Annotated in this window: 24 protein-coding genes; 10 read left to right on the forward strand and 14 right to left on the reverse strand. The window is 60.8% G+C overall.

The annotated features are described in order from the left end of the window. Positions 1–2: 2 nt before the first annotated feature. A complete protein-coding gene (locus AAGF34_RS02885; protein WP_342619129.1) occupies positions 3–1,466 on the reverse strand; it encodes a hypothetical protein in 1,464 nt (487 codons plus the stop codon). Positions 1,467–1,623: 157 nt separating this feature from the next. On the opposite strand from AAGF34_RS02885, the gene AAGF34_RS02890 reads away from it, so the two are divergent. The 3 genes from AAGF34_RS02890 to AAGF34_RS02900 all read left to right on the forward strand — a co-directional run bounded on the left by AAGF34_RS02890 (position 1,624) and on the right by AAGF34_RS02900 (position 5,340). Next, positions 1,624–2,328 (forward strand): response regulator transcription factor, encoded by a 705-nt coding sequence (locus AAGF34_RS02890; RefSeq protein ID WP_342619130.1) that lies wholly within the window; start codon positions 1,624–1,626, stop codon positions 2,326–2,328. A gap of 8 nt (positions 2,329–2,336) precedes the next feature. Continuing rightward, on the forward strand, positions 2,337–3,581 hold the full coding sequence (locus AAGF34_RS02895) for a hypothetical protein (RefSeq protein ID WP_342619131.1): 1,245 nt from the start codon (positions 2,337–2,339) through the stop codon (positions 3,579–3,581). Between the two features lie 190 nt (positions 3,582–3,771). Continuing rightward, positions 3,772–5,340: a methyl-accepting chemotaxis protein gene (locus AAGF34_RS02900; protein ID WP_342619132.1), complete on the forward strand. Its 1,569-nt coding sequence runs from the start codon at positions 3,772–3,774 to the stop codon at positions 5,338–5,340. 9 nt (positions 5,341–5,349) lie between these two features. Here AAGF34_RS02900 and betC read toward each other — a convergent pair whose 3' ends face one another. Further along, entirely contained in the window at positions 5,350–6,864 is a 1,515-nt protein-coding gene (betC, locus tag AAGF34_RS02905; protein ID WP_342619133.1) for a choline-sulfatase, read from the reverse strand. A gap of 244 nt (positions 6,865–7,108) precedes the next feature. Then, complete coding sequence (locus tag AAGF34_RS02910; protein ID WP_342619134.1) at positions 7,109–10,135, reverse strand: L-glutamate gamma-semialdehyde dehydrogenase; 3,027 nt, start codon at positions 10,133–10,135, stop codon at positions 7,109–7,111. Positions 10,136–10,414: 279 nt separating this feature from the next. Here AAGF34_RS02910 and AAGF34_RS02915 point away from each other — a divergent pair, with 279 nt between their 5' ends. Next, entirely contained in the window at positions 10,415–10,900 is a 486-nt protein-coding gene (locus tag AAGF34_RS02915) for an Lrp/AsnC ligand binding domain-containing protein (protein ID WP_342619135.1), read from the forward strand. Positions 10,901–10,912: 12 nt separating this feature from the next. On the opposite strand, the gene AAGF34_RS02920 is transcribed toward AAGF34_RS02915, so the two are convergent. Beyond that, positions 10,913–11,608 (reverse strand): YggS family pyridoxal phosphate-dependent enzyme, encoded by a 696-nt coding sequence (locus AAGF34_RS02920; RefSeq protein WP_342619136.1) that lies wholly within the window; start codon positions 11,606–11,608, stop codon positions 10,913–10,915. A gap of 44 nt (positions 11,609–11,652) precedes the next feature. Between AAGF34_RS02920 and AAGF34_RS02925 the strand changes: the two genes are divergently transcribed. Genes AAGF34_RS02925 through AAGF34_RS02935 form a run of 3 tightly spaced genes read left to right on the forward strand, consistent with a single transcriptional unit; the run spans position 11,653 to position 14,784 of the window. Continuing rightward, the gene (locus tag AAGF34_RS02925; RefSeq protein ID WP_342619137.1) at positions 11,653–12,696 is read left to right on the forward strand and encodes a type IV pilus twitching motility protein PilT; all 1,044 of its coding nucleotides are present in this window, start codon (positions 11,653–11,655) and stop codon (positions 12,694–12,696) included. A gap of 39 nt (positions 12,697–12,735) precedes the next feature. After that, a complete protein-coding gene (locus AAGF34_RS02930; RefSeq protein ID WP_342619138.1) occupies positions 12,736–13,872 on the forward strand; it encodes a PilT/PilU family type 4a pilus ATPase in 1,137 nt (378 codons plus the stop codon). A gap of 3 nt (positions 13,873–13,875) precedes the next feature. Next, positions 13,876–14,784 (forward strand): NAD(P)-dependent oxidoreductase, encoded by a 909-nt coding sequence (locus AAGF34_RS02935; RefSeq protein WP_342619139.1) that lies wholly within the window; start codon positions 13,876–13,878, stop codon positions 14,782–14,784. A 64-nt stretch (positions 14,785–14,848) separates the two neighbouring features. Here AAGF34_RS02935 and AAGF34_RS02940 read toward each other — a convergent pair whose 3' ends face one another. The 3 genes from AAGF34_RS02940 to AAGF34_RS02950 form a co-directional block, all read right to left on the reverse strand. Next, on the reverse strand, positions 14,849–15,481 hold the full coding sequence (locus AAGF34_RS02940) for a BON domain-containing protein (protein WP_342619140.1): 633 nt from the start codon (positions 15,479–15,481) through the stop codon (positions 14,849–14,851). Then, complete coding sequence (locus tag AAGF34_RS02945; protein WP_342619141.1) at positions 15,478–16,077, reverse strand: phosphoheptose isomerase; 600 nt, start codon at positions 16,075–16,077, stop codon at positions 15,478–15,480. Before AAGF34_RS02945 ends, AAGF34_RS02940 begins: the two co-directional genes overlap by 4 nt. 98 nt (positions 16,078–16,175) lie before the next feature. Next, on the reverse strand, positions 16,176–16,565 hold the full coding sequence (locus tag AAGF34_RS02950) for a YraN family protein (protein ID WP_342619142.1): 390 nt from the start codon (positions 16,563–16,565) through the stop codon (positions 16,176–16,178). Between the two features lies 1 nt (position 16,566). Between AAGF34_RS02950 and rsmI the strand changes: the two genes are divergently transcribed. Next, positions 16,567–17,481 (forward strand): 16S rRNA (cytidine(1402)-2'-O)-methyltransferase, encoded by a 915-nt coding sequence (rsmI, locus tag AAGF34_RS02955; RefSeq protein WP_342619143.1) that lies wholly within the window; start codon positions 16,567–16,569, stop codon positions 17,479–17,481. A 15-nt stretch (positions 17,482–17,496) separates the two neighbouring features. Here rsmI and AAGF34_RS02960 read toward each other — a convergent pair whose 3' ends face one another. The 6 genes from AAGF34_RS02960 to AAGF34_RS02985 all read right to left on the reverse strand — a co-directional run bounded on the left by AAGF34_RS02960 (position 17,497) and on the right by AAGF34_RS02985 (position 20,593). Beyond that, positions 17,497–17,817 carry an ATPase with chaperone activity gene (locus AAGF34_RS02960; protein WP_342619144.1) on the reverse strand — a complete coding sequence of 107 codons (321 nt, stop codon included), beginning with the start codon at positions 17,815–17,817 and terminating at the stop codon, positions 17,497–17,499. Between the two features lie 23 nt (positions 17,818–17,840). After that, entirely contained in the window at positions 17,841–18,149 is a 309-nt protein-coding gene (locus tag AAGF34_RS02965; RefSeq protein ID WP_342619145.1) for a high-potential iron-sulfur protein, read from the reverse strand. 115 nt (positions 18,150–18,264) lie between these two features. After that, positions 18,265–18,435: a hypothetical protein gene (locus AAGF34_RS02970; RefSeq protein ID WP_342619146.1), complete on the reverse strand. Its 171-nt coding sequence runs from the start codon at positions 18,433–18,435 to the stop codon at positions 18,265–18,267. Then, positions 18,432–18,980 (reverse strand): hypothetical protein, encoded by a 549-nt coding sequence (locus AAGF34_RS02975; RefSeq protein ID WP_342619147.1) that lies wholly within the window; start codon positions 18,978–18,980, stop codon positions 18,432–18,434. The genes AAGF34_RS02970 and AAGF34_RS02975 overlap by 4 nt, the downstream gene beginning before the upstream one ends. Positions 18,981–18,986: 6 nt before the next feature. Continuing rightward, a complete protein-coding gene (locus tag AAGF34_RS02980) occupies positions 18,987–19,610 on the reverse strand; it encodes a flavin reductase family protein (protein ID WP_342619148.1) in 624 nt (207 codons plus the stop codon). A gap of 83 nt (positions 19,611–19,693) precedes the next feature. Continuing rightward, complete coding sequence (locus AAGF34_RS02985) at positions 19,694–20,593, reverse strand: LysR family transcriptional regulator (protein WP_342619149.1); 900 nt, start codon at positions 20,591–20,593, stop codon at positions 19,694–19,696. Positions 20,594–20,717: 124 nt separating this feature from the next. On the opposite strand from AAGF34_RS02985, the gene AAGF34_RS02990 reads away from it, so the two are divergent. Then, entirely contained in the window at positions 20,718–21,551 is an 834-nt protein-coding gene (locus AAGF34_RS02990) for a class III extradiol ring-cleavage dioxygenase (RefSeq protein ID WP_342619150.1), read from the forward strand. 37 nt (positions 21,552–21,588) lie between these two features. Further along, positions 21,589–22,248 carry a phospholipase gene (locus AAGF34_RS02995; RefSeq protein ID WP_342621021.1) on the forward strand — a complete coding sequence of 220 codons (660 nt, stop codon included), beginning with the start codon at positions 21,589–21,591 and terminating at the stop codon, positions 22,246–22,248. A 9-nt stretch (positions 22,249–22,257) separates the two neighbouring features. Here the strand turns inward: AAGF34_RS02995 and AAGF34_RS03000 are convergent, their stop codons facing one another. After that, the gene (locus AAGF34_RS03000) at positions 22,258–23,010 is read right to left on the reverse strand and encodes an FCD domain-containing protein (RefSeq protein ID WP_342619151.1); all 753 of its coding nucleotides are present in this window, start codon (positions 23,008–23,010) and stop codon (positions 22,258–22,260) included. Between the last annotated feature and the right edge of the window lie 6 nt (positions 23,011–23,016).

Genomic DNA, 23,016 nt, shown 5'->3' on the forward strand with positions numbered 1-23,016 from the left:
GGCTATTTGACCGAGATGATGGACAGACGGCCCCAGGCCGGATAGTCGGTGGAAGTCACTCCGGGATTGCCCGTTACAAAGACCAGGGCAGATCCTGCACTCACGCTGGAGCCATCCAGGCCCGCAAACAGAATGGATCCATCGTTGCCGGCTTGGGCGCCGACCGGGCTGGTCACCACCATCACGCCGGGGATATCCGACATGGGTGTAAAGGTAGAAGTGCCGCCACAATCCGATGCGGCTGTTGTGCCATCGGCCGAGAAGGTCATGGAGGCCACTCCGTTTGTGCAATTCGGCGCAACTATCTTGACGACTTTGCCCGCCAGCATGGCATTGGTCAGCGGTGTAAGCCGCACATCTGCACCGGTGAACGTTTCGCTTTCCGTGTAGCCATTGGCAATATTCGTTGTGGTGGCCTGCCCGGTATAGAAGCCGGCTTTGCCATCGAAGTAGGTCATGGTCTTGGAAGAGGCCACATTGTTGGTACGAACGCCATTCTTGTTGCTCTTCTGAACCGCAATGGACACGGTGTTGCCCGACACCGAGTAGGTCAGGGGCTGATCCACCACCAGCAGGTTGTCGCCGGTCGTTCCCGTCAGTGAGAACGTGCTGGCGGTGGACATGGTGCCGGACACAATGCGTCGGCCCGCGCCATTGGCTCCGTAATACAAAATTCTGGCCTTGGAATAGGGTCCTACGGAGTTTGCAGGGTAGGTGGTTGCGGTGACGTTGCCACTGTTGATTGCAAACACCAGCGTTCCTTCGGGAATGCTGAAATTGGTTGGTGCAGTTCCCAGTCCGCTGCTGATGGTTGTCGACAGGTTGTTCACCACCGTCAACTGAAACGTATTGGTCACCGGCAAATTGGGCACCAAAGTGACGCTCGCAACTTTCGCAGCCCCCTGGGCGGCAGTGAACAGGTTGACAACATTGCTCGACGTTCCTGTGTTGTCCCCGGAGCTGGCAATGTAGGTATTGATGTCCCGCACGTTCGCCGCTGGCAGGGTGATACCGCTGACGTCCATATTGCTGGTTGTCCCGTGGTTCAGCGCCTGCAACGTTTCTGCCGCCTGTGAACCGGTCGACAGGCTCAGGATGAATGTTTGCTCCGTGGTCCCGGTGGCCGTCGTGCCGGGTGACACTGTGCCAAGTGAAATGCCGGTGGTACTGGAGTTGTTCGCCGCGGTGGTGCCGCATCCGGTTCCGCTGGTATCAATCCAGAAAGCCACCGAATCGCCCGCACTGAAGCTGTAGGCCCCAGTTGCACTGGTGGTGCCATTGAGTCCTGAGGGCGATGCCAGATAACAAACCCCTTTGACAGGTCCATCCGTGAGAACGCCGGACAAGGAGGTGGTGGTAGCCGTGGTGCCCGTCGCCGGGGGAGAACTTCCGCCCCCACCACCGCACGCCACCAATATGGCCGCTGCCACCGCAAGTAGACCAGCCCTGGCTTGAATCGTCTTCATATGTGCATTTCCTTTGTCGGTATGGGTAAGAGACGGCACAGGTTACTGTTGCGTGCCGTATTACGGCATCCCATAAAAGGGGGATGGAACAACAGCGACTGGAGTCCACCAAGGCGATATGCTCCGGTCTTGTCAATTTATGTAGGACTCCCACACCATGTGGCATGTGCTTATCGTTGAAGACGATCCGGAAACCGTGGATTTTTTTGCGTTAAGCGTGGGTAAAAGCAGTCAGCTGGCGCTGGCCGGATGCGCGAACAATGTGGCGCAAGCCAAGGCGTTTCTCTCGGACCCCAGCAACAGAGTTGACGTGCTTCTCACCGACCTGGGCCTGCCGGATGGCAGCGGGCTGGATGTGATCCGTTTTGCCAGGCAGCAGCATCCCGAATGCGAGGCGCTGGTGATTTCAATGTTCGGTGACGATGACAACGTGCTGGCAAGCATTGAGGCGGGTGCCCTGGGCTACATCCACAAAGATGCCACGCCGGACGACATTGCGCACACCATCACCGAGATGAAACTTGGCGCTTCTCCCATCTCGCCCATGATTGCACGCAAGGTCCTGCGCAGGTACCTGCATGCCGTCCAACCGCCAGTTGCCGAAGCAACCAGAAAATGCACGCCGGATGCGCAAAAGCCCGCCGATGACAACACGCCGTCGCTGTCACCGCGTGAGCAGGGTGTGCTGGACCTGGTTGCGCGCGGCTTTTCCTATGCGGAGATCGCCCGCCTGCAAGGGGTGAGCGTGCATACCGTGCAAACCCACATCAAGAACTTGTACGCCAAGCTCTCGGTGCATTCCAAAAATGAAGCCGTATTCGAGGCCGGGCGCCTTGGTCTGCTGAATTCCGCGGAACGCTGAGCGCGCTTATGCACTGGCTGACGCTGCGCTTTTCGGACCAGACGCTGGAGCGCGCTTTTGCAGAAGCCTCTCTGGCACGCGTTGCCCGTCAGGGGAAGATTGCCGTCTGGATGGGAATCCTGGTCTATCTGGTGCACGGGTTTGTGCTGGATCTGGTGTTGCCCGCACCGCAGGTGACAGGGCTTTGGTCCATGCGACTGACTGCAATGCTGGTTCCTGTTCTGATGCTGCTGCTGCATCCCACGCAATGGTTTGCAAAACACTGTCACATGGGTCTTTCCATGGTGGGGTTTGCAGCAGGCTGGGGGCTTATTGCCATGCAGACCATGGTGCACGATGACTACGCGTCGGCGTTTTACCCGCTGATTGTTGAAGTCGCGTTTTACACCTACAACTTTGTTGGCGTGCGCTTTGTCTACGCACTCGGGGTGGACCTGAGTTTGCTGGTTTTGTACAACGTGGTCTTTGGCATATGGCACCCGTATCCGGTTACAGAGCTCGTCGGGCACGACTTTTTCCTTTTCTCTGCCAACCTGATTGGGGGCACCGCGGGGTATCTTGCCGAACGACAAAAGCGCCTGCTCTTTTTACAGAGGGAAGAGCTTGCCCGCGCTGAGCTGCGTCTGCGCGAAGGCGAGGCAGAGCGGGCACGGGTGTTGGAGCGCACCCGCATCTTGCGCGACATGCATGATGGCGTGGGTGCACACATCAGCTCGGCCATCCGGCAGTTGCAATCTCCCGCGTTCCACACCGCCGAAGTGCTGGCCACGCTGCGCGACTCGCTGGACCAACTCAAGCTTTCCATAGACGCCATGCACCTGGAGCCCGGCGACATCACCACGCTGTTGGCCAACCTGCGCTACCGCATGGAGCCGCGCTTGCGGGCCATGCACCTCGAATTGTTCTGGGATGTGGGCATGCTGCCCCATCTGGATTACCTGTCAGTGGATTCCATGCGGCAACTGCAGTTCCTGCTGCTGGAGGTTCTGTCCAACGTGATGCAACACTCGCATGCCACTACGCTCAGGGTGGTGGCACATGTCCGCACGGGAGCGGATGCGTGCACGTCGGATGGGGTATGCCTGATGCTGGTGGACAACGGGCACGGATTCGACACCGGCAACCCCTTCAAAAAAGGCCTTGCCGCCGTGCAGGAGCGCGCCCGCGCCATCCACGCACAACTCACCATAAACAGCAAGGTCGGCGAAACCAGTGTCGAGGTTTACCTGCCGATGGCCTTGCCAGTTGCCTGAGTCCACTCCGGGCCTGGGAAAGCACGCACACCGCTCTGAAGCAGCCAGCCACATCGGGGGAGCTATACCATTTCGGGCTAACAGCTAGTTCGCATTGAATGTTTTTGGCCTGTCGGCCCACGCCTTACACTTGGCTGACGCGCCGTGGCGAGGGGGTCGCAACGGCAACAAAAATACTTGGAGTCAAGCTATGTTGGAGTTTCGGAAGACGACCGCATCACGCCTCATGGTGGGCTATGCCGTGATGTGGGGGGTCCTGATCCTCATCCTGATCGCCAGCTGGAGCCAGTTGCGTGGTGTCGGCTCTGCGTCCCGTGCGCTCATGAAGAACGAAGTCGCAAGGGAACGGGCTGCCCGGCAGTGGCATTCCACTCTGTCGCAGGACGCACTCCAGTTCGGCTTCATGCTGGCCACTGGCGACCCGGACAAGTTGAACGTGCTGCACAAGCAGGTTGATGACAACAAGAAAATCATCGACCAGGCCAAGGCCACCTTTGCCGAGACGTCCAAGGATTCCCCCACCTTTGCTGAAATTGCCAAGGCGGACGACAAATACCAGAAGGCCAGAAAGTCCTTCCTGGACGCCCTGGGTTCCGGCTCTTCCGACTACGCCCGATCGGAGTTCTATGACTCCTTGATGCCATCCCTGCAGAGCTACCAGAAAGTGCTAGACGGTTTCGCGCTGGAACAGCAGAACGGCATGGATGAAGGCAGCACACAGATCGGCAACCGGATTGACCGTGCGACCAACATCATCCTGACACTGGGATTGATCGGTATCCTCTTCAGCGGTTTTCTGGCCTGGAAACTGGCGCAAAGCATCCGCACTGCATTGGCCCATGCCCTGAGCGCAACCGAGTCCATTGCCGACGGTGACCTGCGCACACCCATCCGCGCCAAAGTTGAAGGCGACCTGGGCCAGTTGTTGATGGCTCTGGAAAGAATGCGCGAGAGCCTGGTTGCCGTGGTGTCCAGGGTGCGCCAGGGCTCTGAGGCGGTTGCCAATGGCAGCAGCGAAATAGCCCACGGCAACAACGATCTGTCGGCCCGCACCGAAGGCCAGGCCAGCGCACTGGAGGAGACGGCCGCATCCATGGAAGAGCTCAGCTCCACCGTCCGCCAGAATGCCGACAATGCCCGTCAGGCCAATCAACTGGCCATGAATGCCAGCACGGTGGCCGTGCAGGGCGGTGAAGTGGTGGCACAGGTGGTGGACACCATGAAGGGCATCAACGAGTCCTCACGCAAGATCAGCGACATCATCAGCGTGATCGACGGCATCGCCTTTCAAACCAATATCCTGGCCCTCAATGCAGCCGTGGAAGCCGCCCGGGCGGGTGAGCAAGGGCGGGGCTTTGCGGTCGTGGCTTCCGAGGTGCGCAGCCTGGCCGGTCGCTCAGCTGAGGCCGCCAAGGAGATCAAGTCGCTCATCAATGCCAGCGTGGAGCGGGTCGAACAGGGCTCGGCGCTGGTGGACAAGGCTGGCGTCACCATGACGGAAGTGGTGAGCTCCATCCGGCGCGTGACCGACATCATGGGCGAGATCAGCGCCGCGAGCTCGGAACAAAGTGCAGGTGTGGCCCAAATTGGTGAAGCAGTCACACAGATGGACCGCTCCACCCAGCAAAACGCCGCCCTGGTGGAACAGATGGCGGCGGCTGCGAGCAGCCTGAAATCTCAGGCGCAAGAGCTGGTGGGCACGGTGGCGGTATTCAAGGTGGCACAGGACGAAGACGCCGTGCCACGCTTGACCCACTAACGCACCGGACTAGGGGCGCGGAAAGCGCGCCCGGCGCTCCAGGTCGTCCAGATCAATGTGGTTGCGCATGTACTGCTGGCTGGCGTCCACAAAGGGCTGGTGGTCCCACGACGTAAGCTTGCCCTTGGTCAGTGCGCTGTACACCAGTCGGCGGCGGCGCTGGCTGTTGAGCACCTGCTGATGCAACGCGGGTAGATCCCAGCGCTTGGCGGTCTCTGCCAGAAAGGCCTGCAGGATCTCGCTGTATTTGGCGTCACCGGCCAGGTTGGTGCGCTCGGCTGGGTCGCTCTGCAGGTTGTAGAGCATGCACAGGTCGTCTTGCGAGTAGATGAACTTCCAGGGACCGCGGCGGATCATCATCAGCGGCGTCTTGCTGCCCTCGGCCATGTATTCGCCAATGACCTCGTCGTGCCCGCCCTGGCCCTGCAGATGCGGCATGAGCGTGCGCCCATCCAGCGGCAGGCGCGCATCTACCTGGCTGCCAGCAAACTCCACAAAGGTAGGCAACAGGTCTATGGTGGAAACACTGCCCGCCACGCGGCCCGCCTGGAAGCGCTGGGGCGCGTGGATGATCATGGGCACGCGTGCGGCCATCTCGAACCAGTGCATCTTGTACCAAAGGCCGCGCTCGCCCAGCATGTCACCATGGTCGCCGGAGAAGACGATGATGGTGTCGTCTTCCAGACCACAGTCCTTGAGCGTCTTGAGCAGCTCGCCAATCTTGGAGTCCACATAGCTGCAGGAGCCGAAGTAGGCGCGCCGCGCACGGCGAATCGACTCCTCGGTCAGCGGCTTGTCCCACAGGTCGATCACCTTGAGCAGGCGCTTGGAATGCACGTCTTGGTCAGCCTGCGCAATCGGGTGCGCGGGCATGGGAATTTCTTCATCGCGGTACAGGTCGTAGAACTCTGCCGGAATGGTGTACGGGTCATGCGGGTGCGTCATGGACACGGTCAGGCAGAAGGGCTGATCCGGAGTGTTGCGCACATGGTCGTACAGGTACTGGCGCGCCTTGAAGATGGTTTCCTCGTCGTGGTCCAGCTGGTTGGTGCGCACGCTGGGGCCGGCCTGCAGCACGGAAGACATGTTGTGGTACCAGCTGGGGCGCACCTCCAGCTCGTCCCAATTCACCGCCCAGCCGTAATCGGCCGGGTAGATGTCACTGGTCATGCGCTCTTCATAACCATGCAACTGGTCGGGACCGCAAAAGTGCATCTTGCCGCTCAGCGCCGTGCGGTAGCCCAGGTTGCGCAGGTAGTGCGCGTAGGTGGGCACGTCCGCAGCAAAGTCCGCAGCATTGTCGTACGCGCCAATCTTGGAGGGCAACTGGCCGCTGACCAGACTGAAGCGCGAGGGCGCACACAAAGGACTGGGGCAGTAAGCCGACTCGAACACCACGCCTTCGGACGCTAGACGGCTCAGATGCGGCATCTTCACCACCGACTGCGGGTTGTACATGGGCAACATGGGCGCGGCCATCTGGTCGGCCATGATGAACAGGATATGCGGGCGTTTGGCGGCCATGGACTTGGGCTTTCTTTCTATTGGCGAGGGAAGAGGAAATGGTAGCGCCCATGGGTAGGTGGGCCATCAGACCATCCATGCATTCTCTGGCCCACGCTCTCCGGTGCCTGCTTCCGGGCGACCTGCACTATTCCGTTAACGCCGTGGCCGGCGTTTCAGCGAGCGGCACCAGCAATAGCCGCCCGCGAGGTGAGCCGGAGAGCACAAGCTGCGCCGCCCGCCTCACCACACGCGGCCCGAAAAATCAACGCGCCAACAAAGCAGCATTCCCCCCCGCGGCGGTGGTGTTGACCGTCACCGTCTGCTCCGCGCAGAAGCGGTACAGATAGTGCGGCCCACCCGCCTTGGGTCCGGTGCCGCTCAAGCCTTCACCGCCAAACGGCTGCACGCCCACCACCGCGCCGATCATGTTGCGGTTGACGTAGACATTGCCGATATGCGCCGCGTGTGCCAGCGCGTTGGCGCGTGAGTCGATGCGGGTCTGGATGCCAAAGGTCAGGCCGTAGCCCAGGGCGTTGATCTCTTCCACAACCTGCGCCGGGTCACCTGTCCAACGCACGATCTGCAACACGGGTCCGAAGATTTCCGCCTTCACGTCGGCAATGCGCTTGACCTCAAAGGCGTGGGGCGCAATCAGATGCTTCACCCCGTCTTGCGCAGATGCATCCGGCTTGACCACCACCACCGCTTCTCTGCTCAGGCGGTCGATCTGGCGCTGGATGTTGTCAAACGCTTCCTGGTCGATGACCGGGCCCACGTCGGTGCTCAGCTCGGCCGGGTTGCCTGCACGCAATTCACGCGCAGCGCCCTGCACCATCTCGACGACGCCGTCGGCAATCGACTCATGCACGCAGAGCAAGCGCAGCGCAGAGCAGCGCTGGCCGGCGGAGCGGAAGGCGCTCAGGCAGACCGCATCCACCACCTGCTCAGGCAAGGCGCTGGAGTCGACCACCATGGCGTTGATGCCGCCGGTTTCCGCAATCAGCGGAACGATGGGGCCGTCCTTGGCGGCCAGCGCGCGCTGGATGATCTTGGCCACCTGGGTGGAGCCGGTAAACACCACGCCGGCCACACCGGGCTGGGCCACCAGGGCCGCACCCACGGTTTCGCCAGCACCGTGCAGCAACTGCAGCGCGTCCTGCGGCACACCGGCCTCATGCAGGATGCGCACGGCGGCCAATGCAATGCCAGGCGTTTGCTCCGCCGGTTTGGCCAGTACCGTATTGCCGGTGGCCAGTGCCGCAGCCACCTGGCCGGCGAAGATGGCTAGGGGAAAATTCCAGGGGCTGATGCACACCCACACGCCGCGCGCCGTCAGGCGCAGGGTGTTGGTCTCGCCCGTCACACCGTAGGTGAACGGTGCCGCCACCACGCCATGCACCTGCGGCATGGGCAGGGGCTGCATGATGCGTTCGGCCTCGTCGGCGTAGTAGCGCAGGAAGTCCACCGCCTCGCGCACTTCCGACACCGCATCGCCCCAAGTCTTGAAGGCCTCCTTGACCAGCATGACGCACAGGGCGGGCGTCTTGGCCAGCATGGCGTCTGCCGCGCGGCGCAGGATGGCCGAGCGTGCGCTGACGTCCGTCTGGCTCCAGCTCTTGTAGCTGGCATAGCTGGATGCATAGGCCTGCGGGATGGTTTGCACATTGGCCTCGGCCACCTGTGGCACGGTGGTGGTATCCAGCGCAGCCAGCAGGGGCGAGCGCATGGCGGGCACGGTCAGGTCCAGACCGGTGCTGTTCTTGCGCGCACCGGCATGGGCGCCAAACAGGTCTATCGGCATGGGCAGCGATGACACCGGCTCCAGGCGCAAGGGCGAGATCAGCAGCTCCTGCATGTTGACCGACTCATCGGCCATCTGGTGCACAAAGGACGAGTTGGCACCGTTCTCCAGCAGGCGGCGCACCAGGTAGGCCAGCAGGTCGCGGTGCGCGCCCACCGGTGCATAGACGCGGCAAGAGACAGTGGGATTCTTCAGCACCTCGCGGTAGACGCCCTCGCCCATGCCATGCAGGCGCTGCAGCTCGAACTTGCCACCGGTGCGCGCGGCCATTTGCAGGATGGCTGCAATGGTGGCCGCATTGTGGGTGGCGAACTGGGGATAGATGGCGTCCGGCGCATCCAGCAGCGTGCGTGCGCAGGCCAGGTAGGACACATCGGTATGCTGCTTGTGGGTGAACACCGGGTAGCAGGGCAGACCCAGCTCTTGCGCTCGCTTGATCTCGGCATCCCAGTACGCGCCCTTGACCAGACGGCACATCAGCCGCACCTTGTGCTTGCGTGCCAGGGCCGTGAGGTGCTCTATGAGTTCCAGCGAGCGGGTCTGGTACGACTGCAGTGCCAGACCGAAACCGGTCCATTGCGGGCAATGCTGTGCCACCCGTTCCAGCAGTGCCTCGAACACGGCCAGTGAGAGCTCCAGCCGGTCCACTTCTTCGGCATCGATGGTGAGGTTGATGTTGGCCTTGGCTGCGCGCTCGCACAGGCTCCAGACACGGGGCACCAACTCGTCGAGCACGCGCTGGCTTTGCGCGTCTTCATAGCGCGGGTGCAAGGCGCTGAGCTTGATGGAAATGCCGTCATTGCGCTCGGGCGCTGCCGATGTGTCGGTATGGCCGGCAATGAAGTCGATCGCAGCGATGTAGCTCTTCAGATAGCGCAGGGCATCCGCATCGGTGCGGGCCCCTTCGCCCAGCATGTCATACGAGTAGGTGAGCCCCTGCGCATGTTTGCGTGCTGCGTTGGCCTCTTTCATCGCCTCGTCCATGCTTTGGCCCAGCACAAACTGGCGACCCAGCAGTTGCACAGCCCGCAGGGTTGCCGCGACCACGGTCTTGGCTCCCAGCTTGGCCATGATGCCGGGTTCTTCCTGCGCACCCGGGCCGGTTTGTGGATCTGGCAAGAAGTGTTTGGACAGGGCGATGGCGGTGCTGGAAAGCCGCGCCAGAACCTTGTCGCCGCTGTTTTCGAAGTCTGCGCGCCCCAGCTGGTCTGCGGTGAGGGCAATGGCGGTTTCCGCATCCGGCACGCGCAACAGCGCTTCAGCCAGCCGCATGAGTGCCAAGCCCTCCGCACTGGAGATGGGGTACTCGCGCAGCAGGCTTTCCATCGCCCAGAAAGGCGGCGGGTTGTCGCGCACTGCCTGCACCCATGGGGAGGCCACCTTGGCGGCTGCGGCCCAGTCCAGGCCGGTGGTGACAACCTGCAGCAGTCTGGCTACGACTTCACTCTCGGGGCGATAGGGAGTGGGAAGGTGGGAATGGATTAGCACAGAGTCTCCTCATATTAGCGATGGGAGAGATCATCCGGCTTACACACATGAATTAATCACTATATTTATCTACAAATGCTGGATAAATCTCCTTTGCATGAATTCCAAACAATATTGACCGAAATTGACTAAAGCAACCACAATAATGACCAAGTTCATCAACTTTAAGAGACAAACTCCACTGTGGGAGCGCTTTTGCAGTGGTTACCTGCACATGGATCGCAAAGAATGTGGAGGGCACCGTGTGATCAACAAAATAAACCGAGGCCAGATAACGCCATGACCCAATCCACCAACGGCCGCGCTGATCTTGACCGCATAGACCTGAAGATCCTGAATTGTCTGCAAACGGATGGCCGCATGTCCAACCTCAAGTTGGCTGAAACGGTGGCTTTGTCGCCTACGGCGGTGCTGTCGCGGGTGCAACGACTGACCAAGGATGGCTACATCCTGGGCTATGAGGCGCGCCTCAACCCGCTCAAGCTGGACGCAGGCTTGACGGTGTTTGTGGAGGTGCTGCTGGACCGCACCACGCCCAACGTGTTTGATGCGTTCAAGGCGGCCGTGCAGGTGCATGGTGAGATCCAGGAATGCCACATGGTGGCCGGCGGCTTTGACTATCTGCTCAAGACGCGCATCGCCGACATGGGCGCGTACCGCGACTTTGCGGGCAATGTGCTGTGGCAGTTGCCCGGTGTGCGCGAAACCCGCACCTATGCCGTGATGGAAGAAGTGAAGAGCACCACGCACCTCAAGCTCAGCTGAGGCGCTCGGATTTCAGGCGGTGGCGTAGTCCCGCTTGCCGAAGATGGCCGTCCCCACGCGGACCAAGGTGCTGCCGGATTGCACCGCTGCCTCCAGGTCTGCCGTCATGCCCATGGACAAGGTATCCAGCTGCAGACCCTCTGCGTTGAGCGCATCGAACAAGGCGCGCGCCCGTGTGTGCACGGCACAGGCTGACGCGAAATCGGCTGCAGGCTCGGGAATGGTCATCAGCCCACGCAGATGCAGGCGTGGCAGCGCAGCGATTTGCCGGGCCAGTTCCAGCACGGCCTCGGGCGCTACGCCAGCCTTGGTCGGCCCGCCGTCGATGTTCACCTGGATACACACCTGCAAGGGAGCCATGCCCTCCGGGCGCTGATCGCTCAGACGCTGGGCGATCTTGAGCCGGTCCACCGAGTGCGCCCAATCGAAATGCTCTGCCACCAGGCGCGTCTTGTTGCTCTGGATCGGGCCTATGCAGTGCCAGACCAGGGGCAGGTCGGCCAATGCGGCCATCTTGTCCACGGCTTCCTGGATGTAGTTCTCGCCAAACGCCGTCTGCCCGGCCGCATAGGCCTGGCGCACTGCCTCGGCGGGAAAGGTTTTGGATACAGCCAACAAGGTCACGCTGTCTGGTTTGCGTTGGCAGGCTGTGGCGGCCTGCGCAATTCGGGCCCTTACGCGCTGGAGATTGTCGGCAATCATGGTCATAATCTGCCAAGCGTACCAAACAACATCAAGCGAGAGAGGACTTTGTGGACATCACCCAATTGCTGGCGTTCAGCGTCAAGAACAAAGCGTCGGACCTTCACCTCTCAGCTGGCTTGCCACCCATGATCCGTGTGCACGGTGACGTGCGCCGCATCAACGTGGAGCCACTGGACCACAAGCAGGTGCACAGCATGGTGTACGACATCATGAATGACACCCAGCGCAAGCATTACGAAGAGTTTCTGGAGATCGACTATTCGTTCGAGATCGACGGACTGGCACGCTTCCGGGTCAATGCGTTCAACCACCAGCGCGGCGCCGGCGCCGTGTTCCGTACCATTCCCAGCAAGATCCTCTCGCTGGAACAATTGAATGCGCCCAAGATTTTTGGCGACCTGGCGCTCAAACCACGCGGCATGGTGCTGGTGACCGGCCCCACCGGTTCGGGCAAATCCACCACCCTGGCTGCCATGGTCAACTACCTCAACGAAACCGAGTTCGGCCACATTCTGACGGTGGAAGACCCCATCGAATTCGTGCACGAATCCAAGAAGTGCCTGATCAACCAGCGCGAAGTTGGTCCGCACACCCTGTCGTTTGCCGCTGCCCTGAAGTCCGCGCTGCGGGAAGACCCGGACGCCATTCTGGTGGGCGAAATGCGTGATCTGGAAACCATTCGCCTGGCCATGACCGCCGCGGAAACCGGCCACTTGGTGTTTGGCACGCTGCACACCTCCAGTGCCGCCAAGACCATTGACCGGATCATTGACGTGTTCCCGGCCGACGAAAAAGAGATGGTGCGTGCCATGCTGTCCGAGTCACTGCAGGCCGTGATTTCGCAAACGCTGTGCAAGACCAAGGACGGCCAGGGTCGCGTGGCGGCACATGAAATCATGCTGGGCACCAGCGCCATCCGCAATCTGATCCGTGAAGCCAAGGTGGCGCAGATGTACTCCAGCATCCAGACCGGTAACAGCGTCGGCATGCAGACGCTGGACCAGAATCTGGCAGACTTGGTCAAGCGCAACATCATCAGCCCGGCAGAGGCACGCAGCAAGGCCAAGATCCCAGAAAACTTCCCAGGCTAAGCCGGGATGTTTCACTAAAACTTCCCAGGGTGACCCATCATGGAACGCGACCAGGCAACCAAGTTCATCAATGACCTGCTCAAGCTGATGATCAGTCGCAATGGCAGCGACCTGTTCATCACCGCGGACTTCCCGCCAGCCATCAAAGTGGATGGCAAGGTCACCAAGGTGTCGCCCCAGCCACTCAATTCCGCACACACGCTGGCGTTGGCACGTTCCATCATGAACGACAAGCAGGTCGCGGAGTTTGAGCGCACCAAGGAAGGCAACTTTGCCATCTCGCCACCCGGCATTGGCCGGTTCCGGGTCAATGTGTTCATCCAGCAAGGCAAAGTCGGCCTGGTGCTGCGGGTCATCCCGGCCAATCTGCCCACCATTGACGGCCTGGGTGTTCCCCAGGTGCTCAAGGAAATCGTACAGTCCAAGCGCGGGCTGTGCATCATGGTGGGCTCCACCGGCTCGGGCAAGTCGACCACCCTGGCGGCCATGGTGGACTGGCGCAATGAAAATTCCTATGGGCACATCATCACCATCGAAGACCCGGTGGAATTTGTGCACGCCCACAAGAATTGCGTAGTCACACAGCGCGAAGTGGGGTTGGATACCGACAGCTGGGAGGCGGCTCTGAAGAACACCTTGCGCCAGGCACCGGACGTGATTCTCATGGGCGAAATCCGCGACCGGGAAACCATGGAGCACGCGGTTGCCTTTGCGGAAACCGGTCACCTGTGCTTGGCCACCTTGCACGCCAACAGCGCCAACCAGGCGCTGGACCGCATCATCAACTTCTTCCCGGAAGAGCGGCGCCAGCAGTTGCTCATGGACCTGTCACTCAACCTCAAGGCGCTGGTATCGCAGCGCCTCATCCCCAAACAGGATGGCAAGGGCCGCATGGCCGCGGTGGAGGTGATGATCAACTCCCCTCTGATATCCGACTTGATCTTCAAGGGCGAAGTCTCGGAGGTGAAGGAGATCATGAAGAAGAGCCGCAACTTGGGTATGCAAACGTTTGACCAGGCGCTGTTCGATCTCTACGAGAACAATCAGATCACCTATGAAGATGCCTTGCGCAATGCCGACTCGCTCAACGACTTGCGCCTGCAGATTAAACTCAACAGCGTGCGCGGCAAGTCGCAAGACCTGAGTGCCGGCACCGAAAACCTCGCCATCATGTAATTTATGTCCAGCATCAACGCCAAAACCTACGAAACATCCTCTCCTGCTTCTGTTGCTTTTCTGGGTCTTGGTGTCATGGGATACCCCATGGCAGGCCATCTGGCCAAAGCTGGCCACCGTGTCACGGTATACAACCGCACCGCAACCAAGTCTGAAGCCTGGGTAGCCGAATTCGGCAACCGGCATGCATTCGCTGCGACACCCAAGCTGGCGGCTCAGGGCGCTGACTTTGTCTTTTGCTGCGTCGGCAATGACGATGACCTGCGCAGCGTCACCCTCGGTGCCGACGGCGCATTTGCCGGCATGAAGCCCGGCGCTGTCTTTGTGGATCACACCACGGCGTCGGCCAGCGTAGCGCGTGAGCTCCATGCACTGGCCAAACAGGCCAGGCTGGAATTTGTCGATGCGCCGGTATCCGGTGGCCAAGCCGGGGCGCAAAACGGCATGCTGACCGTGATGTGTGGCGGTGATGCGGCGGCCTTTGCCAAGTCCCAACCGGTGGCGATGGCGTTTTCGCGCGCCTACACGCATCTGGGAGAAAGCGGAGCGGGCCAGTTGGCCAAGATGGTGAACCAGATCTGCATTGCCGGTCTGGTGCAGGGTCTGTCCGAAGCCATTGCATTCGGCCAGCGCGCCGGCCTGGACATGAACCAGGTGCTCGACGTCATCGGCAAGGGTGCGGCACAAAGCTGGCAACTCGACAACCGTGGCAAGACCATGGTGGCCGACAAATTCGACTTCGGCTTTGCAGTGGACTGGATGCGCAAGGACCTGGGACTGGTGCTGGACGAGGCCAAGCGCAATGGTGCCCGCCTGCCCGTCACGGCACTGGTCGACCAGTTCTATGCGGACGTGCAGCAGATGGGGGGCCGACGTTGGGACACCAGCAGCCTGATCAAACGACTCAAGTAAAGCGCATCAACACCTGAAAGCAAAAAGGCCCGGATTGTTCCGGGCCTTTTTGTTGGAAGCCAAATTACTGCGCCTTGGCGTCCGATGGTTGCTGCATCATGCGAACCAACTCGTCTTCGCTGATGATCTCCAGTATGCGCACCAGCTTCTGCACGCCCGAGGTCGCCGTCACCACTTCTGTCGCACGATCGGCTTCCCGTTTTGTCACGCGCCCCATCAGGTACACCGTGCCACGCTCGGTGGTGACCTTGAAGGCATTGGCATACAGGTCTTTCGCGTCAACCAGGTTGGCTTTCACGCGGCTGGTGACCAGCGCGTCGGAAGAACGCTGGCCCAATGTGGAGTTGCCCATGACGGCCAGCTCGTTGAGCACACTACGCACGTTTTCCACATTGGCGACAATTTTTTCGACCAACTGCTTATCCTGCTCGGACGGCACTTCACCGGTGAGCAGCACTTGGCGGTTGTAGGCCGTGACATCGATATGCCCACGGTCACCCAAACTATCGTCGATACGGTTGTTGGCCTTGAGCTGAATGCCGTTGTCTTCCACCACGGTTCCTGGGGTGCGGCGGTCGGATGCCACCATCACGGTGGTGACCGCACCACCCACCAACAACGGAAAGCAGCCGGAGAGCCCAGCCACGGCAGCAAGCAGGGTCAAGCCCAGTACGGATTTTTGAATCAATGTTTTCATGCAGACGCTTCCTGATCGCCCAACAAAAGGGCATCGACCGCATCGCAAATGCAATGCAAAGCCAGAATATGAACTTCCTGAACGCGTGCGGTGCGATCATGGGGGACACAGATATGCACATCGGTGTCACGCAGCGCATGGTTCATCTTGCCGCCGCCCCGACCGCTCAGGCCAATGACGACCATTTCGCGCTCGTGCGCCGCCTCAATGGCGGCCAACACATTGGCGGAGTTGCCGCTGGTGGAAATGGCCAACAGCACGTCGCCGGGCTGGCCCAGCGCACGCACCTGGCGCGAAAAGATCACATTGAAGTCGTAATCGTTGGCAATGGCCGTGATGATGGAGGTATCGGTAGTCAGCGCTATGGCGGCCAGTTCGGGGCGATCACGCTCGAACCGTCCGACAAACTCTGCGGAGAAGTGCTGGGCATCGGCTGCCGAGCCGCCGTTTCCGCAAGCCAGCACCTTGCCACCACTGGTGATGCTTGCCACCACGGCTTGTACTGCGGCCGCAATGGGTTTGCTCAGCGCCTCTGCCGACTGGTACTTCAAGTCGGCACTATCGATAAAGTGTTGGTGAATTCGTTGTTCCAGCATGGGGCAATGATACCTGCCCGACATAAATCCCTTGTGAAGCAGTCCCTGCGCGAAACAATGGCATTTGTTACCAAACGTCTTTGGGCGCCCAACGCATCTCAACTGGCGTCAAATGCGGCCTGAAGCCACTGCACACCATCCGGCTCCACCAGTACCACGTCAAATCGGCAAGGGGGCAACTGCCGCAGCCTTGCGAGGTAGTGGCGCGCCGCAAAAATGATGCGCCTTTGCTTGACAAACCCGATGCTGGCGGCAGCGCCGCCGTGCGCTCCCGACGCGCGGCTACGTACCTCCACAAACACCGTGGTACCGTCAGGCGCGGCCATGATGAGATCGATTTCGCCGCCACCCCGGCCCGGGGTTCGATAATTGCGCTGTATGAGGCGCAAGCCCTTTTGCTGCAGGTAACGCAGCGCCACGCCTTCTGCGGCATCACCAGTTTGTTTGGTGGTGACCTTGTGCGGTGATTTTGATGATGGGAATTCCATAGTGAGCGCTTCTTATTCTTCTGCCCGGGGTGCCGCCCGCGAGGCGGCCTCTTCGCAGCATTATCCGCAAGGGGCGCTCTATGTGGTGGCCACGCCGATTGGCAACCTGGCCGATATCACCCTGCGCGCCCTGCATGTTCTGGAGCTGGCCGACGTCATCGCCTGCGAGGACACGCGCCATACCCAGCAGATGCTGCGCGCCTACGGCATCGACAAAAGCGCCGGCCAGCTGCTGGCAGTACACCAGCACAACGAGTCCGAGGCTGCGCAGACCGTCATCGACAGGCTGCGGCAGAACCTGCGAGTGGCCTATGTCAGCGATGCGGGCACGCCCGGCATCAGCGACCCCGGCGCACGGCTCGCGGCAGTCACGACGCAGCAGGGCTTGCGCTGCATTCCGCTGCCCGGTGCCAGCAGCGTCACCACGCTGCTGAGTGTTGCGGGCATCGGTGGCGAGTCGGCGGACACGTCGGGCTTTGTATTCCATGGTTTTCTTTCCAGCAAGAGCACCGAGCGAGCGCACACGATTGGTGTTTTGGCCCAGGAGCCGCGCGCCGTGGTGTTGCTGGAAGCACCCCACCGCATTGAGGCCTTGGCGCAGGCGCTGGCGGTTCTGGGAGACCGGCAACTGACCCTGGGGCGTGAGCTGACCAAGCAGTTCGAAGAAATTGCAACCATGTCCGCCGGCCAGTTCTCGGCCTGGCTGCAAGCCGATGCCAATCGGCTGCGTGGCGAATTCGCACTGGTGCTGCACCCTGCCGCCATTGCTGCGCAGGGCGGTGATGCGGTACGGATCTTGACCTTGTTGATGGCAGAGCTACCGCTGAAATCCGCCGTCAAGCTGGCAGCTGAAATCACCGGCCAGCCACGCAATGCACTATACGAGCAAGCACTGTTGCTAAAGAAACAAGACTGAAAAGCTTGGGAGGTTCTAAGGAGCTGAAAGCTGCAATGGCTGCGGCCATTGTGATAGTTCGGCCAGTCGGCGCACCACCCATTCGGCCTCGGCCACGCTGAACACTGCGTCGCCGGCAACCAGCCCCAGGTAGCACCGTTGCAACACGTCCGCTTCGGTAATGCCCAACCCGTGCAACATTTCCTGCGCGGTCTGCGTCAGCATGTTGGCCATGTCCTCGCACAACTCATAGCGCTCGGCAATAAAAAACCGGGTTGCAGCTGGTTTGCTGCGACCCGGTTCAATGAAAAGCGCTATGAAGGACTGCGGAATCTCGATCTGATTGTCTTCAGACAAATGCAATCCTTGCAGTGCTTGGCTTAGGCCTTCTTGGCGTAAGCACTGCACCAGCCAGATGCGGACACCTGCTTGCCGGCAAACAGGGGGCAGCCGCCAGCCTTGTCACCAGCTTTGCCTTGGAACAAGGCACAGGAACTGCATTGCTGACCAGCAGCGTACTTGGGGAACTTGGTTTTGTCGGTCTTGGTGCCGTCAGCGTGGTAACCCAGTGCTGTAGCTTGAGGATCAGCATCGGCGACCATGGCGCCTTGGGCGAAAGACTGACCAGCAGCAAGCACTGCTGCGCCGCCAAGGCCAAATTGAACGATGAATTCGCGACGATTGCTCATGGGGAAGATCCTCAAAGGTTAGTTAACAGGGGGGAGTATGTAAAAGCACAACGCATTGTCGCCTACTGCCGTTGACCTACCAACCAGAAATTGAATAGCCCCTGATGTAGGTCAATTAACAAAACATGAAGGCCGCCATGGCGACGTCTTCCCCCAGGTTCAGTATCACGTAGGCCGCGATCTGATACGCCAGATAGTGAACGGTATTGCGGTCCAGGGCGAAATGCCAGGAGCTGCGCTGAAAAAGGCGTGGAATGCGGCTGCGCATCCGGGCTGCAGCAATCAAGGGTCTATGAACTCCAGTTGGGCAAACTGCATGTGGTGCATGAACTCGCGCAGGATCAGCAGTCTGGCGGCGAAAGACCTGGACTCCGGCAGCCCCAGACGCGCCGCAGGCGTGCCCATGACCACCGCCGTCAGATTGTCGAAGCACTGTTCCATGGACTCCAGCGAGAGCACGCGGGCATTGGCTGGCACTCCTGCGAGCGTCGCAAGGTCGCGCAAGGGAGCATCCAGGGTGAACAACAACGCATCACGCGGCAACAGTGGTCTAAGCGGCATGACCACGTCTTCCACTGCTGCAATTGCGTTTTCCATGGCCAGCGCAGTTGGGGGATCGGAGCGGAAATGTTCGCGTGCAGTGCGCTCGGCCCCCATGGGCAGGGCATGAAGGGTCTGCGGTTGCGCCCCCGTACCGGCTGCGATCCCGCATTGCGCATCACCAATGTGCAACACCACGATGTTGCGATCTGCTCCCACGGCATGGCGCGCGGCCTCATAGGCCTGGGTCAGCAAGGCACGCAGTGCAGCGTCGGGCGTCGTGGTGTGCATGTCTTCTTACCGGGATGGCCGCCACATGTGGAACAACTGCTGCGGGCCAATTTCAAAATAGTCGGCGGGGCCGCCGCCACGCAATATGGGCGCTGCCGCAGCAGTCTGGTACACGCCATCCACGATCAGGTGCTGCGCGATGTGCACTGCAACCACCTCGCCCAGCACCAGCCAGGTGGAAATCGTCTGGCCATCCAGCCCCTGCAGTTGCACGATCTGCGTCCGACGACATTCAAAAGTTACCGGGCTGTCGGCCACACGCGGCGGCTTGACCAGACGGCTGGGTGCGGCGGCCAGGCGGGCCAGCTCGAATTCATTGACTTCCGGACCTACCGGAGCACAGGTCTGATTCATGGCCTCGGCCAGGGGACGGGTGGCCAGATTCCAGACGAACTCACCAGTTTCCTCAATGTTGCGCAGCGTGTCCTTGTGGCCAATGCTGGCAAAACCGATGATGGGTGGCACGTAGTTGAACGCGTTGAAGAAACTGTAGGGCGCCAGATTCACCTGGCCTGCGGCACTGCACGTTGAGATCCAGCCTATGGGGCGCGGGCCGACGATGGCATTGAACGGGTCATGCGCCAGGCCGTGGCCGGATCGGGGTTCGTAGGAATGGAAACGTTCGTCCATGGTGCCGTCAATCGCGCAAGGTGCCATACATGCGCTGAAGTATCGCAGCTTGCGCGAAAGCGTGACCGGGGCCACATGCCCCCTCACCAGGGCTGCTGGTTGCCGCCAAAGTGGCTCTGCAGGAAGTCGATGAGAGCACGCACCTTGGCAGGCACGTGTTTGCGTGTCGGATAGACGGTGTAGATACCCAGCTCCAGCGAACGGAATTGCGGCATCAGCTCCACCAGCGTGCCATCGGCCAGATCCTTGCCCACCAGAAAGCTGGGCTGCAGTATCACACCCTGGTCCGCCAGCGCGGCGGCGCGGCAGGTATCGCCGCTGTTGGTACTGATGATGGGCTGGGTCTTCACGCTCACCGGCCCCTGCGGCCCGTCAAATCGCCATTCATCCCGGGTGGACCAGTAGCTGTAGGAGATGACTGCGTGGCTGCTCAGTTCGTGGGGATGCTGTGGTGTGCCGTGTTGCGCCAGATATCGGGGCGAGGCACACAACACCATGCGGGTGCTGGCCAGCCGTTTGCTCACCAGGGTGGAACTCTCCAGCGTGGCAATCCGGATGGCAACGTCATAGCCCTCTTCCACCAGGTCCACCAGACGATCTGCCAGCGTGATGTCGAGTGTGACCTTGGGGTTCTGCGCTTTGAACTGTCCCCACAAGGGCGCCAGATGCAGGATTCCGAAGGTGAAGGGCACATTCACCCGCAGCAAACCAGTGGCCGCTTCGCTGCGCGAAGTGACCTCTGCCTCTGCGCCTTCCAGCGCGTCCAGCAGCTCCTTGCTGCGGGCGTAAAACAACTGCCCCTCATCGGTCAGCGACAGACGACGCGTAGTCCGGTGCAGCAGCCGCACGCCCAGGCGCGTCTCCATGTCGCCTACGTAGCGCGATACCGCGGCCTTGGACATGTCCAGTGTCTCTGCCGCCTTCACAAAGCTTCCTGCATCGACCACGGCGTTGAAGGTCTGCATTTCCAGAAATCGGTCCACTATCCCTCCAAACGGAACAATCAATCTTATTTTTGCATATTTATCTTCAAGCGATAAGCCAATACAGTTCCTGCATGCGCTGCAGAGTGGCGCCATACATAGTCCCAACAACCCAGGAAACGCCATGGCACATACGTCTACCCAAGCCGTGAAGGCACCCGTGCTCTTCATTTCGCACGGTGCTCCTACCTTTGCACTGGAGCCCGGCCAATTGGGTCCCCGGCTGAATGCACTGGGTGCGCAGCTCTCTAACGTGAAGGCCGTACTGGTGGTTTCACCCCATTGGCAAACACGCGGAGTCAGCGTCTCTACCGACTCCAAGCCCGAAACCATCCACGACTTCGGGGGGTTCCCGGCCAAGCTGTATGACCTGAGTTACCCCGCCGCCGGAGCGCCTCACATTGCCGAACGCGCAGCGCAGTTGCTCAGCAATGCGGGCTTTGCCACCAAGCTGGACCCGGGCCGCGGCCTGGACCACGGCGCATGGGTGCCGCTTTACCACTTGCTTCCCCAAGCGCAGATCCCTGTGTTTCAAGTCTCCATGCCGTACGACCTGAGCGCCGAACAAAGCGTGCAACTGGGCCGGGCGCTGGCACCTTTGCGCGAGGAGGGCGTGCTGATCATTGCCTCCGGCAGCATGACGCACAACCTGCGCGAATTCCGCCAGGGCGTGAACCAACCCGCAAGTTACGTGCAGGAGTTTTCCGATTGGGTGAAGACCGCTGTGCTGGCCAATGCGCTGCAGCCGGTGGTGAACTACCGCACAGAAGCTCCCCACGCCCAACGTGCCCACCCGACGGAGGAGCACTTTCTGCCATTGCTGGTAGCCATGGGCGCGCAGCTGCCGGGCGAGAGCGCACAATTGCTCGAAGGGGGCATCGAACACGGCATGCTGTCCATGGACTCCTTTGCCTGGGGAGTGCCGCAGAGCGCCGTTGCCCCATCGGTTGCAGCATAAGAGGTAAGGAACCCCCATGACCACACTCTCTTTCGGATTGAGCGATTTGCAAACCGAGCCGGTATCTGGCCTGGCCTACCGCCTGCGCACACCGACGCCCGCGAAACCCAGCAAGCTGCTGGTTCTGCTGCACGGCGTGGGAAGCAACGAGACCAACCTGCTGACCCTTGCCACGGGCATTGACGCGGACACGCTGGTAGTGTTTGGTCAAGGGCCGCTGCAAATGGGGCCGCAGCAATATGCGTGGTTTCGTGTGATGTTCACACCAAGCGGGCCGCAGATCGTCCCGCAGGAAGCCGAGCACAGCCGCCAATTGCTGATCACGCTGCTGCTGCAGCTTCAGCAGCAGCATGGGATCGCGCCTGCAAACAGCGTGATTGCCGGTTTCAGTCAGGGCGGCATCATGAGTGCCAGCGTGGCTCTGTCGTCACCCGAGAGCGTGCGCGGTTTTGCCATCCTGTCGGGCCGCATACTGCCCGAGCTGGAGCCGCAGATAGCCAGCAATGCGCGCCTGGCCACCTTGCGTGCGTTCGTCGGTCATGGCGACTACGACAGCAAGCTGCCGGTGCACTGGGCCGAACGGTCTGATGCTTTGCTGAAGGCGCGCGGCGTAATCCCTGAGTCGCACCGCTACCCCATAGACCACGGCATCAGCGCCGAGATGCATGCGGACTTTGTCCGCTGGCTGGCGGGCTGACGCAGGCCTTCAGGTCAACCGCCGCAGGGCGCTGTTCCTGCGATCTTCCAGCTTGGCAGACTCTTCCATGCTGAGGCGCACAAAGCGGATGTGGTCCCTTGCAACTTGCGAGGCTTCCTCGGCCTCGCGCCTATGCACCGCCTCCCAGATCGCCTTGTGCTGGGTGCGCAACTGTTCCCACTGCTTGGGCAGTTCATGCAAGTGGATCAGGTTGTCCGTGACGTGGCCATGGATCACCTGCATCAGGCTGGCGGTGAGCTGACCAATCAACGTGTTGTGGGATGCGTCGGCAATGGCCTGGTGAAAGGCCACATCCCGCTCCACGCAGGCGTTCATGTCATTGCTGGCGTAGGCTTTCTCCAGCGCTGTGTAGGCCGCATCGATGCGCGCCAGATCCATATCGGTCGCCCGCTCCGCCGCCAGCTTGGCAGCTTCCCCTTCCAGCATGTGACGGAACTCCAGCATGTCGCTTTGCAGCAGCGGATGACCGCGCAGCATGTCTTTCCAGGGATCGGTGAACGGCGCCTGCAACCGGTCGGTGACCACGGTGCCGCCCCCATGCCGCGTATGCAGCAGGCCCTTGGATACCAGTTTGTGAATCGCCTCACGCAGGGTGGGACGCGAAACATTCAGCTCCAGCGCCAGATTGCGCTCTGCCGGCAACTTGTCCCCGGGCTTGAGTGAACCTTCCAGGATGCGTTGCTCCAGCTCGCTGGCAACAACGTCGGCTATGCGGGCCATGGCAGGTCGGGTGCTATTCATGAAAGT

The sequence above is a fragment of the Rhodoferax sp. GW822-FHT02A01 genome (assembly GCF_038784515.1).
In the GTDB taxonomy this organism is placed as follows: Bacteria; Pseudomonadota; Gammaproteobacteria; order Burkholderiales; family Burkholderiaceae_C; genus Allorhodoferax.